The organism is Pseudomonas sp. UC 17F4 (genome assembly GCF_900101695.1).
In the GTDB taxonomy this organism is placed as follows: Bacteria; Pseudomonadota; Gammaproteobacteria; order Pseudomonadales; family Pseudomonadaceae; genus Aquipseudomonas.
Genome location: NZ_FNKV01000001.1, coordinates 872151 through 887075, shown reverse-complemented (window position 1 = coordinate 887075; position 14925 = coordinate 872151). Strand labels below are relative to the sequence as shown.

13 protein-coding genes are annotated in these 14925 nt (G+C 62.5%); 6 read left to right on the top strand and 7 right to left on the bottom strand.

Features of this window, described 5'->3' with window-relative positions; genetic code table 11:
- Positions 1-205: 205 nt before the first annotated feature.
- Entirely contained in the window at positions 206-1540 is a 1335-nt protein-coding gene (locus tag BLR26_RS03990; protein ID WP_093378108.1) for an ammonium transporter, read from the bottom strand.
- Between the two features lie 41 nt (positions 1541-1581).
- Entirely contained in the window at positions 1582-1920 is a 339-nt protein-coding gene (glnK, locus tag BLR26_RS03985) for a P-II family nitrogen regulator (protein ID WP_002555808.1), read from the bottom strand.
- 329 nt (positions 1921-2249) lie between these two features.
- On the opposite strand from glnK, the gene BLR26_RS03980 reads away from it, so the two are divergent.
- Together BLR26_RS03980 and BLR26_RS03975 are read left to right on the top strand one after the other, a co-directional pair.
- Positions 2250-2513: an accessory factor UbiK family protein gene (locus BLR26_RS03980; RefSeq protein WP_010221117.1), complete on the top strand. Its 264-nt coding sequence runs from the start codon at positions 2250-2252 to the stop codon at positions 2511-2513.
- A gap of 7 nt (positions 2514-2520) precedes the next feature.
- Positions 2521-2874 (top strand): gamma-glutamylcyclotransferase family protein, encoded by a 354-nt coding sequence (locus tag BLR26_RS03975; protein WP_093378104.1) that lies wholly within the window; start codon positions 2521-2523, stop codon positions 2872-2874.
- A gap of 161 nt (positions 2875-3035) precedes the next feature.
- Here BLR26_RS03975 and BLR26_RS03970 read toward each other — a convergent pair whose 3' ends face one another.
- Both BLR26_RS03970 and BLR26_RS27410 read right to left on the bottom strand, forming a co-directional pair.
- Positions 3036-3866, bottom strand: coding sequence for an IS3 family transposase (locus tag BLR26_RS03970; protein ID WP_256326767.1), 831 nt, complete (start codon positions 3864-3866; stop codon positions 3036-3038).
- Between the two features lie 8 nt (positions 3867-3874).
- Positions 3875-4183 (bottom strand): transposase, encoded by a 309-nt coding sequence (locus BLR26_RS27410; RefSeq protein WP_256326695.1) that lies wholly within the window; start codon positions 4181-4183, stop codon positions 3875-3877.
- Between the two features lie 205 nt (positions 4184-4388).
- Between BLR26_RS27410 and BLR26_RS03965 the strand changes: the two genes are divergently transcribed.
- Both BLR26_RS03965 and BLR26_RS03960 read left to right on the top strand, forming a co-directional pair.
- Positions 4389-5882, top strand: coding sequence for a YifB family Mg chelatase-like AAA ATPase (locus BLR26_RS03965; RefSeq protein WP_093378099.1), 1494 nt, complete (start codon positions 4389-4391; stop codon positions 5880-5882).
- A 55-nt stretch (positions 5883-5937) separates the two neighbouring features.
- Positions 5938-7368: a mechanosensitive ion channel family protein gene (locus BLR26_RS03960; protein WP_093378095.1), complete on the top strand. Its 1431-nt coding sequence runs from the start codon at positions 5938-5940 to the stop codon at positions 7366-7368.
- Positions 7369-7371: 3 nt separating this feature from the next.
- Here the strand turns inward: BLR26_RS03960 and BLR26_RS03955 are convergent, their stop codons facing one another.
- Positions 7372-8658, bottom strand: coding sequence for an L-pipecolate oxidase (locus BLR26_RS03955; protein WP_045200959.1), 1287 nt, complete (start codon positions 8656-8658; stop codon positions 7372-7374).
- A gap of 111 nt (positions 8659-8769) precedes the next feature.
- Positions 8770-10260 (bottom strand): L-piperidine-6-carboxylate dehydrogenase, encoded by a 1491-nt coding sequence (locus BLR26_RS03950; protein WP_093378090.1) that lies wholly within the window; start codon positions 10258-10260, stop codon positions 8770-8772.
- Between the two features lie 135 nt (positions 10261-10395).
- Here BLR26_RS03950 and BLR26_RS03945 point away from each other — a divergent pair, with 135 nt between their 5' ends.
- Both BLR26_RS03945 and BLR26_RS03940 read left to right on the top strand, forming a co-directional pair.
- Entirely contained in the window at positions 10396-11292 is an 897-nt protein-coding gene (locus BLR26_RS03945; RefSeq protein ID WP_093378085.1) for a LysR family transcriptional regulator, read from the top strand.
- Between the two features lie 95 nt (positions 11293-11387).
- Positions 11388-12785: a 2-oxoadipate dioxygenase/decarboxylase HglS gene (locus BLR26_RS03940; protein WP_093378080.1), complete on the top strand. Its 1398-nt coding sequence runs from the start codon at positions 11388-11390 to the stop codon at positions 12783-12785.
- A gap of 81 nt (positions 12786-12866) precedes the next feature.
- Here BLR26_RS03940 and BLR26_RS03935 read toward each other — a convergent pair whose 3' ends face one another.
- A complete protein-coding gene (locus tag BLR26_RS03935) occupies positions 12867-14846 on the bottom strand; it encodes a methyl-accepting chemotaxis protein (protein ID WP_093378075.1) in 1980 nt (659 codons plus the stop codon).
- Positions 14847-14925: the final 79 nt, after the last annotated feature.

Below are 14925 nucleotides of genomic sequence, written 5' to 3'. Positions count from 1 at the left end.
GACAGCTCGTCAGCACCCTTCGGCGCGCATTCTAGCGTGCTCAGAGAAAAAGCAAAGTGCCTAAATTTCACTGAGCGCTGTAAGTTTTCTGCCCACGTCGCATGCAGCCATCTAAGCGCGGCAAGAAACCGTTTGCGCCTGAGAGAAGTGACAAAATCCGGACAAAAAAATGCCCGGCAAGCCGGGCAAGATTTTTTCGAGGACGTTACAGGTTGTAGCCGCGCTCGTTGTGTTGCGCCAGGTCGAGACCGACCGACTCTTCTTCTTCGTTGACCCGCAGGCCCATGACCAGATCCAGCACCTTGAGAATCACGTAGGTGACGATCGCGGTGTAGATCACGGTAAAGCCGACGCCCTTGGCCTGAATCCAGACTTGCGCGCCGATGTCTTCGACGGTGCCGAAGCCGCCCAGTGCCGGGGCTGCGAACACGCCGGTGAGGATCGCGCCGACAATACCGCCGATGCCGTGCACGCCGAAGGCATCCAGGGAGTCGTCGTAACCCAGCTTGCGCTTGAGGCTGGTGGCGCAGAAGTAGCAGATCACGCCCGCCACCAGGCCGATTACCAGGGCGCCCATCGGCCCGACAGTGCCGGCAGCCGGGGTGATGGCCACAAGACCTGCGACCACGCCCGAGGCGATGCCCAGTGCGCTTGGCTTACCGTGGGTCAGCCACTCGGCGAACATCCAGCCCAGGGCCGCTGCGGCGGTAGCAATCTGGGTCACCAGCATGGCCATGCCGGCGGTGCCGTTGGCGGCAGCGGCGGAGCCTGCGTTGAAGCCGAACCAGCCAATCCACAGCATGGCCGCGCCCATCAGCGTATAGCCGAGGTTGTGCGGCGCCATTGGCATGGTCGGGAAGCCCTTGCGCTTGCCCAGTACCAGGCAGGCCACCAGGCCGGCAATACCGGCGTTGATGTGCACCACGGTGCCGCCAGCGAAATCGAGCACGCCCCAATCCCACATCAGGCCGCCGTTACCGCTCCAGACCATGTGGGCGATGGGCGCATAGACCAGGGTGAACCAGATGGCCATGAAGATCAGCATCGCCGAGAACTTCATGCGCTCGGCAAAGGCGCCGACGATCAGCGCCGGGGTGATGATCGCGAAGGTCATCTGGAAGGTGATGAACACCGCTTCAGGGAACAGCGCCGCCGAAGAGGTCAGGCTCGCCGGGGTCACGCCGGCGAGGAACGCCTTGGACAGACCGCCAACGAAGGAATTGAAGTTGACGACACCTTGCTCCATACCGGTGGTATCGAAGGCCAGGCTGTAGCCGTAAACCACCCACAGGACGCTGATCAGGCCGGTGATCGCAAAGCACTGCATCATCACCGACAGCACGTTCTTGGAACGCACCATGCCGCCGTAGAACAGGGCCAGACCAGGGATGGTCATGAACAGCACCAGGGCTGTAGCGGTCAACATCCAGGCGGTGTCGCCGGAGTTGAGCACGGGGGCTGCCGCCTCCTCTGCCAGGGCCAGGCCAGGCATTACGAGGGACAAAAGGGCTCCTAGCCCTGCGAACTGACGCAGAGTCATATTGTTATCTCCTGGGGCGTTGGGGTTTGGTGAGGCTTTTTTTAGATCGCGTCGGTATCGGTTTCGCCGGTACGGATGCGAATCGCCTGCTCCAGATTGACCACGAAAATCTTGCCGTCACCGATCTTGCCGGTGTTGGCCGCCTTGGTGATCGCCTCGATGACCCGGTCCAGATCCTTGTCGTCGATGGCGACGTCGATCTTCACCTTGGGCAGAAAATCGACCACATACTCAGCGCCGCGATACAGCTCGGTGTGACCTTTCTGCCGGCCGAAACCTTTGACTTCAGTGACAGTAATGCCCTGCACGCCGATTTCGGACAGCGACTCGCGCACGTCGTCCAACTTGAACGGCTTGATGATGGCAGTGACTAGCTTCATGAAACTCTCTCCCGAATTGGTGGACTTGCCCCAGGAAAACAAACCCGACTCAAGTCTAAGCGCAGTGCCTGGCTTTGTAACGCGTCGTCATGGTGACTGCATCAGTGCATGGGTCATGAAGGACATAGCAGAAACCTTGCCAGAATGGTTAAAGCCCCGGATTACAGGGACTTAGGTTGCACAACCCGACTTGGCCAGTCGCCAGCACGGGTTTGCTGCACAACAACGGTGCGCGGCGTTTCGCCGCCATGCGCGAAAAGCGTGCAGCATTGGGGCGCTGAGGCTGCGTGTTACACTGGCGCCCCATTGCATACTGTGGACAGCCGAACATGCTCGCGCCCAAAGCCTTTCTTGATGCCCTGAGCGACCAGGCCTCGCGCCTGTTCAGCGGCGACACCTCGCAGCCTCGCAGCGAAATCGAAAGCCAGTTCAAAGCCCTGCTGCAAAGCGGCTTCAGCAAACTCGAGCTGGTCAGCCGGGAAGAATTCGACAGCCAGATGGTCGTCCTGGCCCGCACCCGCGCCCGTCTTGAGGCGCTCGAAGCCAAGGTCGCGGAAATGGAAGCACGCCTGAACCCGCCTGCTGCCGAGTGAGCTTGCGATGACGCCTTCTACTGAGTACCCGGTGCTGTTGTTCTCCTATGGCACCCTGCAGGACAAAGCTGTGCAGTTGGCCAACTTCGGCCGTGAACTGGTCGGCCAGGAGGACCAGATGCTCGGTTACAGCCAGGCCTGGGTGGAAATCACCGACCCGCAAGTCCTGGCCACCAGCGGCAAGACCCACCACCCGATCGTCACCCCCAGCAGCAATGCCGACGACAGCGTACCCGGCATGGTCTTGCAGATCAGCGAAGCCGAACTTGCCGCGGCGGATGCCTATGAAGTGTCCGACTACAAGCGGGTTGCGGTGACCCTGGCCTCTGGTCTGACGGCCTGGGTTTACGTGCGCGCCTGAGCGACGCGGTAGTGGTCAAGGCGTCGCACATAACGCTCGGCGTGGCTGGCTGTACTGGCCTCATCGCGGGTCAAGCCCGCTCCTACAAGCCTGAGAACAGTGCTGAACCTGTCGGAGCGGGCTTGTTCTGGTCAAGTTTTACCGGACACCGATTACGGTGATCAAGCTGCCAACCGCTCCATTGCTATTGGCGACAGATAGTTGTTGTAGCTATGGAGCCTGATTTGGTTGTAGCGCAAGAAGAAGCTGGTCATATCCTGTCTGGCTTCTTCGATCGTTGCATAGCCCTTGGCGGGCACCCATTCTGATTTGAGCGTGCCAAATAAGCGCTCCGTTGGTGCGTTGTCCCAGCATTGGCCTCTGCGGCTCATGCTTTGGGTTATGCCATGCTCAAGCAGTTCGGATTGGAAGCGTTGGCTGGTGTATTGGCAGCCTTGATCCGAATGAAACATCAAGCCCGCATATTTGCCTCGTACTTCTACCGCCATGCCCAAGGCCTTGCTGACCAGATGGGCATCATTGATCAGAGAAAATGCCCAGCCAATGACCCGACGGGCGAACAGGTCAATGACCACGGCCAAGTGATACCAGCGCTTCCCAATCATCAGGCTGGTTACGTCACCGCACCACACCTGATTGGTTGCCGTGGGCTGGAAGTTACGTTCAAGGACATTCTTGGCCACAAATGCCTCTACACCTCTGGAGCGATACTGGTGGCGACGGCGCTGCCTGCTGGTCAGGTTCGCCTCCGCCATAAGTCTTCCAGCTAGATACCTTCCAACCTTTAGCTGCTGGGCCTTCAAATACTGAGAAATCATTCTCGCACCGGCACTTCCCCTGCTTTCAGCATGTAGTTGCACGACCTTTGCCCTGAGCACATCACGCTCGGTATTGGGTACCGAGCGGCGATCAAGCCAGTCATAAAACGCACTGCGGGAAACGCCCAGAGCGCTGCAAAGCTGGCTGGTCGGATACGAGCCTGACTCTCTCAGCTCCTCGATCAGGAAAAACGATCGGGATCCGACATCAAGAGAGCGGTAGCCTTTTTTAGGATTTCGGCCTCGGTCTCTAAACGCTTGATCTTGGCGCGTAACTGCTGGAGCTCCCGCTGCTCATCGCTAATTGCCTTGGTGCCTGGCACTGGTTGCCCTTTCTGACGCTCTTTACGAACCTGGTCTACCCAGCGGCGCAGAGCTGTGGGGCCGACGTCCATTGATGCGCAGACGTCGGGAACCGAGCAGTTGTCGTCAAGAACCATGCTTGCAGCACGTTGCTTGAACTCGCGGGTATAAGTCTTTCGTTCTTGCATGGAACCTCCTGGTTGGGCGAATCATATCGCCCTTAAGAGGTGTCCGGGATCATTAGGCCAGTTCAGCTTGCCGGCGATCGAGTGCGCAGCGCTCGCACTAGTGGTCCTGTAAAAACCAGACTCACTCTTCCCCGCCCCGATCCGCTCCACCCCACTACGCTTGCAGAGCCGCAGGACGCGGCTTTGTCTAGATCATGGAGCGTTCATGTCCCTCGCCCTTGTCCACAGCCGTGCCCAGGTCGGTGTTTCGGCCCCGGCGGTCAGTGTTGAAGCGCATCTGGCCAATGGTCTGCCGGCACTGACCCTGGTTGGCCTGCCGGAAGCGACCGTGAAAGAAAGCAAGGATCGGGTGCGCAGCGCGATCCTCAATTCCGGCCTGGAATTCCCCGCCCGGCGCATCACCCTTAACCTTGCACCCGCGGATTTACCCAAGGATGGCGGACGCTTTGACCTAGCCATCGCCCTGGGGATCCTTGCCGCCAACGGCCAGTTCCCGATTGCAGCGCTTGGCGAGGTGGAATGCCTGGGTGAACTGGCGCTGTCCGGGGCAATCCGCTCGGTGCAAGGCGTACTGCCCGCTGCCTTGGCGGCACGAGAAGCCGGCCGGGCCTTGGTGGTGCCGCAAGAGAATGCCGAAGAAGCCTGTTTAGCATCGGGCCTGGTAGTGTTTGCAGTCAGTCACCTGCTGGAACTGGTCGCCCACTTCAACGGCCAGAGCCCGCTCAATCCCTACGCTGCCAACGGCCTGTTGCTGCAGATCCGCCCCTACCCCGACCTCAACGAAGTACAGGGCCAGCAAGCCGCCAAGCGCGCACTGCTGGTTGCCGCCGCCGGTGCGCACAACCTGCTGTTCAGCGGCCCACCGGGCACCGGCAAGACCCTGCTCGCCAGCCGCCTGCCCGGCCTGTTGCCACCGCTGGATGAACGCGAAGCGCTGGAGGTGGCGGCGATACAGTCGGTGGCCAGCCATGTGCCGCTGAACAGTTGGCCGCAGCGGCCGTTTCGCCATCCGCATCACTCGGCCTCCGGTGCTGCACTGGTCGGCGGTGGCAGCCGACCGCAACCAGGAGAGATAACCCTGGCCCATCACGGCGTGCTGTTCCTCGATGAGCTGCCGGAGTTCGAGCGGCGGGTACTGGAAGTGCTGCGCGAACCGCTGGAATCCGGCGAAATCGTCATCGCCCGGGCCAAGGACAAAATCCGCTTTCCAGCGCGCTTCCAGCTGGTCGCCGCCATGAACCCCTGCCCCTGTGGATATCTTGGCGACCCCACCGGCCGCTGTCGCTGCAGCAGCGAACAGATCCAGCGCTACCGCAACAAACTCTCCGGGCCCCTGCTCGACCGTATCGACCTGCACCTGACCGTCGCCCGCGAAGCCACGGCACTGTCCACCAACAGCAGCCACGGCGAAAGCAGCGCCACCATTGCCGCGCAAGTCGCCGCCGCCCGCGACATCCAGCAACAGCGCCAGGGCTGTGCCAACGCCTTCCTCGACCTGCCCGGCCTGCGCCATTACTGCGGGTTATCCACAGCCGACCAGAGCTGGCTGGAAAGCGCCTGCGAACGCCTGACCCTGTCCTTGCGCGCCGCCCATCGCCTGCTCAAGGTGGCGCGCACCCTGGCCGACCTGGAACAGGCTGAAAACATCGGACGCGGGCACCTGGCTGAAGCGCTGCACTATCGCCCGAGCAACCAGTAGTAATTGCCCGCATTCTGCTCTTAACTTGGCAACAGCCCACCGCACCGAGACCGGTATGTTCGCATTCGCCCAGAGTTACCCGCTGTTGCTCGGCATTACCCTGATCGTGCTCGACCTCACGCTCTGGCAACTGATACCCGTCAATCGCCGGCCCTGGCGCATCGCTGCGCGTTTGCTGGTGTTTTCGCTGTTCACCTGGGTGCTGATCAGCGCCGGGGTCAGCCCGCTACAACCTGCGCCCTGGGTCGAGGATGTGCCGCGTAATCTGCTCGCTACGGTGCTGGGGATTGCCTGGTGGCTGTTTGCGGCGCGTACCGCGACGGTGGTGATTGGCTTGGTGCTGGTGGCCCGTAGCGGCCACACCGGGCGCTTGCTGCAGGATGTGCTGGGGGCGGTGATTTTCCTGGTGGCCATTGTGGCTGCGGCGGCCTATGTGTTGCAGTTGCCGGTCAAAGGCCTGCTGGCAACCTCGGGGGTGATGGCGATCGTCATCGGCCTGGCGCTGCAGAGCACGCTCAGCGACGTGTTCTCCGGCATTGTGCTGAACACCACCCGCCCCTATCAGATCGGCGACTCGATCAGCATCGACGGCACCGAAGGCAAGGTCATCGAGATCGACTGGCGCGCCACCCGCTTGCTGACTGGCAACGGCAGCATGGCGGTGATTCCCAACTCGGTGGCGGCCAAGGCCAAGCTGCTTAATTTCAGCCAGCCCAGCGATGTGCATGGCGTCTCCATCAGCGTCGTGGTGCCGGCCAAGGTACGCCCGCGACGGGTGCTCGATGCCCTGGAAAAAACCCTGCAAGGCACACGTACCTTGCTGACCAGCCCGGCACCGAAAGCCACGATCAAGAGTTCGAGCCTGGAATCGGTGGAGTACGAGGCCAGCGGTTTTGTCAGTGCCATGAGCCAGAAGACCGAGGTGCGTAACCATATGTTCGACCTCGCCCACCGGCACCTGGAAGCCGCCGGCGTAGTGTGGAACAGCGACTCCCAGCAAGGCCAGGTGTGGAACCGTCAGCGCGCCCTGCTCGAAGACGTGCGCATCTTCCGTTCGCTCAGCAACGAGGAAAAAGACAACCTCAGCCAGCGCATGACCGCTGTGGAATACCTGGCCGACCAGGTGATCCTCGGCGTCGGCGACAGCTCGGACTACCTGCTGGTGATTGGCACCGGGGTAGTGTCGGTGGGTGTTAGTGATGGTGACAAGCAGCTCGAAGCCGGGCGCATGGGCCCGGGTGAGGTGCTGGGGGTGGAAGGCCTGCTCGAAGCGGAAGACTCCACTGCCGAGTTCCGCACCCTGACCAGCTGCATCCTCTACCGTATCGACAAGGACGAAGTACGCAGCTGCCTGGAACAACGCACCGAGGTCAAGACCGCTCTGATCAAGTTGCAACGCATCCGCCAGCAAACCCGCCAGTCACTGCTCGAGCAAAAACCTGCAGCCATCAAGAAAGGCGGCTTTCTCAGCTGGCTGCACAAGTAGCGGTCAGAGCACCACGCGCAAGCACTGCCCGGCGTGATACAGCGAGAACCCGGTTTCGTAGAAGCCGGTCCGCAGCGCCGGCGCCGACACCGGTTTCATTGCCGAGAACGGAATCGGCAAGGCATCCGGGTTATCGCACAACAGGTACTGGGCGAAGGCTTTGCCGATCACTGTGCCGGTGGTGTTGCCACGGCCGTTGTAGCCGGTAACGGCGACGATGCCCGGCGCTGGCTCGAACAGGCGCATCAGGTGGTCCGGGGTGAAGTCGATGCAACCGGTCCAATGCATTTCCCACTCGACTTTGCCCAGTTGCGGGAAGTAATGGTTCTGGATGCGATCGGCCCAGCTGCGGATGAACCAGGCCGGCTTGTTGTCGACCCGTCCAAGGCTGCCGAGCAACAGCCGCCCTTGATCATCGCGACGGATGCTGCTGAGCACCGTGCGCGTATCCCATGAACCCTGGCCGTGCTTGAGCACGTTGTCGGCAGCGGCGCCTTGCAGCGGTACCGAAGCGACCTGGTAGTAGTAACCGCGGAAGAACTGGCGTTGCAGGTTGGTCCAGTCGCCCTCGGTGTAGGCGCCGGTGGAGATCACCACCTTGTCGGCACTGACCGAACCCTGGGCGGTTTTCACTCGCCAATTGCTGCCTTCACGCTCCAGGCCTTGCACGGCGGACTGCTGGAAGATCTGCCCGCCCAGGCGCTCGACCGCAGCGGCCAGGCCCTGGGTATAACCCATGGGGTTGATGGTGCCGGCGCGGCGATCGAGCAGCGCGGCGGAAATCTTGTCAGTACCGCAATATTCTTCGCACTTTGCCCCGGTCAGCAGTTCGACATCGGCACCGCGACTGCTCCATTGCTGGTGACGGGCTTCGAGGTCGGCAACGCCGGTGGCGTTGTGGGCCATGTGCAGGGTGCCGCTGTTGTGCGCCTGGCAGTCGATACCCAGGCGTTCGATGGTGGCGAACACCTCGCCCGGCGCTTCGCCCAGCACCTTGTTCAGGCGGCTGCCTTGCTTCTGGCCCAGGGTCGCTTCGACGTCGTCCGGGCGAATCCAGGTGCCGGCGTTGACCAGGCCAACGTTGCGCCCGGAACCTCCGTGGCCGATTTTCCAGGCTTCGAGCAGGATGACTGACTTGCCCTGCTCAAGCAGGTGGATGGCTGCCGACAGGCCAGTGATGCCGCCGCCGATGATGCACACATCGGCCTTGAGTTCGGCGCTCAGCACACGGGACGGCGCGGCGGGCTGGGTGACGTGCTCCCAGAGGCATTGTTGACGCAGTTCTGGCATGGCCGGCTTCCTGTTTTATTCTTGTACAGTGGTGTTCTGATCGCGGGGCAAGCCCGCTCCCACAGAGATCACCTCCCCTGTGGGAGCGGGCTTGCCCCGCGATAGGGCCCGTCAGTCGAACACGATCCCCTGCGCCAACGGCAGCTCACGGGAATAGTTCACGGTATTGGTCTGCCGGCGCATGTAGGCCTTCCACGAATCCGAGCCCGACTCACGGCCACCGCCGGTTTCCTTCTCACCGCCAAAGGCGCCGCCAATCTCCGCACCGCTGGTGCCGATGTTGACGTTGGCAATCCCGCAGTCACTGCCCGCGGCGCTCTGGAAGCGTTCAGCTTCGCGCAAGTCGGTGGTGAAGATGCACGACGACAAACCTTGCGGCACTTCGTTGTTCAGGCGCAGGGCTTCTTCGAACTCGTCGTAGGCCAGCACGTAGAGGATCGGTGCAAAGGTTTCATGACGAACCACGGCGCTCTGGCCAGGCATCTCGACGATCGCCGGGGCCACGTAGTAGGCATTCGGGTACTGGTCCTGAATCTGCCGCTCACCGCCAAACACCTGGCCGCCTTCATCGCGGGCGCGCGCCAAAGCGTCCTGCATGCCTTCGAACGAAGCCTTGTCGATCAGCGGGCCGACCAGGTTGTCCTTGCGCGGGTCGCCGATACGAACCTTGGCGTAGGCGGCTTTGACCCGGGCAACCACTTCGTCCTTGATCGAGCGATGGACGATCAGCCGGCGCAAGGTGGTGCAGCGCTGGCCAGCAGTACCGACGGCGCTGAAGAGGATGCCGCGCACGGCCAGATCCAGGTCGGCACTCGGTGCAAGAATCATCGCGTTGTTGCCACCGAGTTCGAGGATGCTGCGGCCGAAACGTGCAGCCACCCGCGGGCCGACTTCACGGCCCATGCGGGTGCTGCCGGTGGCGCTGACCAGCGGCACGCGCGGATCGTCGACCAGCGCTTCGCCGGCCTCACGATCACCGATGATCAACTGGCTCAGGCCTTCTGGCGCATCACCAAAGGCTTTCAGGGCTTTTTCGAACAGCGCCTGGCAGGCCAGCGCGGTCAGCGGGGTTTTCTCCGACGGCTTCCAGACCACGGCGTTGCCGCACACCAATGCCAGGGTGGTGTTCCAGGCCCAGACCGCGACGGGGAAGTTGAAGGCGCTGATCACTCCAACCACGCCCAACGGGTGCCAGGTTTCGCGCATATGGTGGCCCGGGCGCTCGGAGGCGATAGTCAGGCCATAGAGCTGACGCGACAGGCCGACGGCGAAGTCGCAGATGTCGATCATTTCCTGCACTTCGCCCAGGCCTTCCTGGGTGATCTTGCCGGCTTCGATCGACACCAGCTCGCCGAGCTCGGCCTTGTACTTGCGCAATACTTCGCCGAACAGGCGGATCAACTCACCGCGGCGTGGGGCCGGGACGTTGCGCCAGGCCTGGAAGGCTTTTTCGGCCTGATCGATCTTGGCGGTTACCTGGGCTTTGCTTTCCAGGTGCACCGCGGCAATCGCGCTGCCATCGATAGGGGTGTGAACGGGATGGTTACCGTGGGTGTAGGCAGTGGCCGGGACACCGAGGCGGTCAAGCAGTCCATCAACCATTTTCTTCTCCTGCATGCGATGAGTGGTTGAAATAGTGATAGGGATCAGTATTAATCCGATCACTCTGGCGCAACAAACGACCTTTATTCTGCATATCATTCCGCCAGGTAATGATCTACTGGCTTAGAGACCGCTATGTCCAAACGTCTGGTGCCATCGATGGCCGCCCTGCAGTGTTTCGAAGCTGCCGCCCGGCACCTGAGCTTCACCCGCGCCGCCGAGGAGCTGCACCTGACCCAGAGCGCAGTGAGCAAGCAGGTGGCCCAGCTTGAAGAGATGCTCCGCCATCATTTGTTTCTGCGCATCCGCCGGCGCCTGCAGCTGACACCAGCAGGCGCGCTGTACCTGGCCGAGGTCAACAAGATTCTCACTCAGGTCGATATGTCCAGCCGTTACATCATGTCCTACGGCGAGCAGACCGAAGTCCTCAAGGTAGCCACTCAGCCGAGCTTTGGCGTGCGCTGGCTGATTCCGCACCTCAAGGGCTTCGGCAAGCAGCACCCGAACATCCACCTCGACATCCGCAACGAAATGGAACCCTTCGCCCTGTTGCAGGCGACCGCCGACGTGGTGTTCTTCTTTGGCCAGGGCACCTGGCCTGGCGCGACCTGCATCGAGCTGTTCGGTGAAGAAGTGCTGCCGGTGTGTGCGCCAGAGCTGTTGCAGGGGCGCACGCTCAAGGACGCCAGCGAACTGGCCGAACTGGTGCTGCTGCAAAGCACCTCGCGCCCGGAGGCCTGGCATGAGTGGTTCCTGGAGCAAGGCCTGCACTCGGCCCACAGCTATCACGGGCCGCGCTTCGACACCTTCTATATGAGCCTCAGTGCTGCCCAGTCCGGCTGCGGCGTGGCCCTGGTGCCGCGCTACCTGGTGGCCCAGGAGCTGGCCGAGGGCAAACTGGTCGTGCCCTGGCAGCACAGCATGCGTAGCAATGGCGCGCATTTCCTGGCGTTTTCCGAGCATGCCGCCGAAGTGCCGAAGGTGCGCGCCTTGGTCGACTGGATTCGCGCTGAGCTCGCCCGGCAAGATTGATAATTTTTGGAATGACGCATCGACTTTTTTTCGCTTGTGCAGGTACTGCATTCCTCGCTTTCATGTAAGGGTGCCCACTTACCAGGAAGCTTTCGATGCCCGCTCAAGATTTCGTCAGCCCGGACAGCATTCGCGCGCAGTTCTCGGCCGCCATGTCGCTCATGTACAAGCAAGAAGTGCCGCTGTACGGCACGCTGCTGTCGCTGGTGAGCGAAATCAATCAGCAGGTGATGGCTGAGCAACCCGAAGTTGCCCAGGCCCTGCGCTGGACCGGCGAAATCGAGCGCCTCGATCAGGAACGCCACGGCGCCATTCGCGTCGGAACCGCCGAAGAGCTGGCGACCATCGGCCGCCTGTTCGCGGTAATGGGCATGCAGCCGGTGGGCTACTACGACTTGAGCTGCGCCGGTGTACCGGTGCATTCCACCGCCTTTCGCGCCGTGCACGAGCAAGCGCTGCACATCAGCCCGTTCCGGGTCTTCACCTCCTTGCTGCGCCTGGAACTGATCGACAACCCGGCGCTGCGTGAACTGGCGCGCGAGATTCTTGCCCGGCGGCAGATCTTCACTGCGCGCGCGCTGCAACTGATCGAACAGTTCGAGCGTGCTGGCGGCCTGAATGCCGACGATGCCCAGGCGTTTGTCGACGAAGCCCTGCATACCTTCCGCTGGCACCGGGACGCCACGGTGACCGCCGAGCAGTACCAGCAACTGCACGACCAGCACCGCCTGATTGCCGATGTGGTGGCCTTCAAGGGCCCGCACATCAATCACCTGACCCCACGCACCCTGGACATCGATGCCATTCAGCTGGGCATGCCGGCCAAGGGCATTCCGCCCAAAGCCGTGATCGAAGGGCCGCCACCGCGCCGCTGCCCGATACTGCTGCGTCAGACCAGCTTCAAGGCGCTGCAGGAAAAGGTCGCGTTCACTGACCAGCACGGGGAAGGCAGCGGCAGCCATACCGCGCGCTTTGGCGAGATCGAACAACGGGGTGCGGCGTTGACGCCGAAGGGCCGCGAGCTTTACGACCAACTGCTCGATGGCGCCCGCGCGGCACTAGGTGGTGTGCCGGCCGAGGCCAATGCCGAACGCTATATGAGCCTGCTCAGCGACAGCTTCAAGGCCTTCCCCGATGACCTGGCGCAGATGCGCGAGCAGGGGCTGGCGTACTTCCGCTACTTTGCCACCGAGCGTGGCCTGGCAGCCCGCGGCGATGCTCAGCGGCCGACGTCACTGCAGGCGTTGATCGATGCCGGGCATATCCACTTTGAGGCCCTGGTGTACGAGGACTTTCTGCCGGTCAGTGCGGCGGGAATCTTCCAGTCGAATCTGGGTGATGATGCGCAGAGCGAGTACGGCAGCAACGCCAACCGCGACGCCTTCGAACAGGCGCTGGGCAAGCCGGTACAGGATGAGTTGGCGTTGTATGCCGAGAGTGAGCGGCGCTCGCTGATGGCCTGTGCGCAGACGCTGGATATGCCTGGGCTTTGAGGGCCTCATCGCGGATCAAGCCCGCTCCTACAAAGTCTGTGGGAGCGGCGGTGCGACGCCTCGACTTGACCCGCGATGGCGTCACCGCCCAACCCGAAACCTGTCCACTTCCTGCCGCAACTGCCCCGCCAACCCCTCAAGCTCACGCGCGGTAGCCGCCAGGTTAGTCGCCACCTCATGCTGCTCGCTGTTGGCCAGGGCAATGCTCTGCAGGTTGCGGCTGAGCACGTTCGCCGTGCTGCTCTGCTCCTGGGTAGCGGTGGTAATGGCGGCAAACTGCTCCCCCGCCGAGCGGCTGCGCTCATCGATCTGCGCCAGCGCTGCGGCAACCTTGGCATTGCGCTCCAGGCCTTCCTGCATCAGGCGGTTGCCCTGCTCCATGGTGCTGATGGCATTGCCGGTTTCCTGCTGGATGCTGCCGATCATCGCCGAGATTTCATCGGTGGCCTGACGGGTGCGCGAGGCCAGGTTGCGCACCTCGTCGGCAACCACGGCAAAGCCCCGGCCCTGCTCACCGGCCCGCGCCGCTTCGATGGCAGCGTTCAAGGCCAGCAGGTTGGTCTGCTCGGCAATCGAGGTGATCACGCCGACGATGCCGCCAATTTCTTCGGAGCGCAGGCCCAGGGTGTCGATCACCGTGGCGGTGCCGGCCAGGGCGCTGGCGATCTGCTCCAGGGACGATGACGCCTGGTCCATCGAGGCACGGCCAATGCGGGTTTGCTGGACATTGTCCTGGGCCATGCGTTCGGTGCTGCCCATGTTCTCGGCGATGTTCATCGAGGTGGCGCTGAACTGCTCGACAGCGCCGGCCATGCTGGTGATTTCGCCAGACTGCTGCTCCATGCCCTCACAGGCCCCGGAGGACATGCCCGACAAGGCCTGGGCGCGGCTGCTGACTTGCTCCGCTGCTGCGCGAATATGCTCGACCATGCTCGCCAGGGCTTCGCCCATCTGGTTGAAACTGTGCGCCAACTGGCCGATTTCGTCATCGCTCGATACCCGCAAGCGCGCCTGCAGGTCACCGGCGCCAAGGGCCTGCGCCTGCTGCAAGAGGTCAGCCAAGGGGCGCAGACGGCGGCGCAACAGCCACAGGGTGGCGGCGACCGCCAGCAACATCGCCAGCAAACTGCCGATGGCCAGGCGCGTGCCGACGCTCCAGGTCACTGCGCGGATTTCCGCCTTCGGCATGCTTGCCACCACCGTCCACGGCCCGCCGGCAAACGCCACGGTCACGCTGAACAGCTCTTCGACGCCGTCATGCCAGAAACGCCCTTCGCCCGCAGTGAACCCGGCAAGCGCCTGCGCCGCCTGACTGTCCGCACGCACACCTGCTGGCGGCACCAACCAGTGCTGCTTGTCGTCGAGCAAGGCCAGTGAACCGGTCTGGCCGATACGAAAACGTCCGAGGTTGGCAAACTGAGCCTTCTGCGCGTCGGTGTAGTCGAAACCGACAAACAGCACCGCAATCACCCGCCCGCTGCCGTCACGCACCGGGGTGTACTGGGTCATGTAGTCGCGCTCGAACAGGTTGGCCCGGCCAACGTAGGCTTGACCGGCTAGCAAGCGCGCGTAGGCCGGATGCTGGCGATCCAGCAGGGTGCCAATGGCGCGGCTGCCGTCCTGCTTCGTCAGCGAGGTGCTGATGCGAATGAAGTCGTCGCCGCTGCGCACGAACAAGGTGGCAACGCCTGCGGTCATCTGGCGAAAATCATCCACCTGGCGAAAGTCGTTGTTGAGCAGTTGCTCGCCCAGGTACAGCGCGGGCGTGGAAACCCCGGCAACCGTCACCGACTCCCCTGGATGCAGCTGCAAACCGGCAGCAAAGCGCTTCTCGAACAGCCCGCTGAGGCGCTGGGTGCTTTCGCGCAGGGTACTGTGGAAAGTGTCGAGCTGATCGGCGAGCAGGCGCGCTTCACTGGCCAGGTGTTCCTGGCGGGTATTCAGGTTGGCGTTGTCCAGCGAACGCAGGGCAAACAGGGTGCTACCGGTAATCACCACAGCAAGCACGATGGCAAGGGCGATACCGAGTTGCGAGGCAATCCGGGCACGGGGTTGAGACATGGAAGCTCCTGGCAAGAGGGGCCGGGATCGTCCTGATCACGCTGACCGTCCGCATCGATACGGGAATCGAACCATCTAG

What these genes read in the sequence shown, in the direction of transcription:
- BLR26_RS03950 (WP_093378090.1), bottom strand. Translation starts at nt 10,260, where the DNA reads ATGGTTGATGGACTGCTTGACCGCCTCGGTGTCCCGGCCACTGCCTAC.
- BLR26_RS03990 (WP_093378108.1), bottom strand. Translation starts at nt 1,540, where the DNA reads ATGACTCTGCGTCAGTTCGCAGGGCTAGGAGCCCTTTTGTCCCTCGTA.
- BLR26_RS03935 (WP_093378075.1), bottom strand. Translation starts at nt 14,846, where the DNA reads ATGTCTCAACCCCGTGCCCGGATTGCCTCGCAACTCGGTATCGCCCTT.
- BLR26_RS03945 (WP_093378085.1), top strand. Translation starts at nt 10,396, where the DNA reads ATGTCCAAACGTCTGGTGCCATCGATGGCCGCCCTGCAGTGTTTCGAA.
- BLR26_RS03940 (WP_093378080.1), top strand. Translation starts at nt 11,388, where the DNA reads ATGCCCGCTCAAGATTTCGTCAGCCCGGACAGCATTCGCGCGCAGTTC.
- BLR26_RS03975 (WP_093378104.1), top strand. Translation starts at nt 2,521, where the DNA reads ATGACGCCTTCTACTGAGTACCCGGTGCTGTTGTTCTCCTATGGCACC.
- BLR26_RS03960 (WP_093378095.1), top strand. Translation starts at nt 5,938, where the DNA reads ATGTTCGCATTCGCCCAGAGTTACCCGCTGTTGCTCGGCATTACCCTG.
- BLR26_RS27410 (WP_256326695.1), bottom strand. Translation starts at nt 4,183, where the DNA reads ATGCAAGAACGAAAGACTTATACCCGCGAGTTCAAGCAACGTGCTGCA.
- BLR26_RS03955 (WP_045200959.1), bottom strand. Translation starts at nt 8,658, where the DNA reads ATGCCAGAACTGCGTCAACAATGCCTCTGGGAGCACGTCACCCAGCCC.
- BLR26_RS03965 (WP_093378099.1), top strand. Translation starts at nt 4,389, where the DNA reads ATGTCCCTCGCCCTTGTCCACAGCCGTGCCCAGGTCGGTGTTTCGGCC.
- glnK (WP_002555808.1), bottom strand. Translation starts at nt 1,920, where the DNA reads ATGAAGCTAGTCACTGCCATCATCAAGCCGTTCAAGTTGGACGACGTG.
- BLR26_RS03980 (WP_010221117.1), top strand. Translation starts at nt 2,250, where the DNA reads ATGCTCGCGCCCAAAGCCTTTCTTGATGCCCTGAGCGACCAGGCCTCG.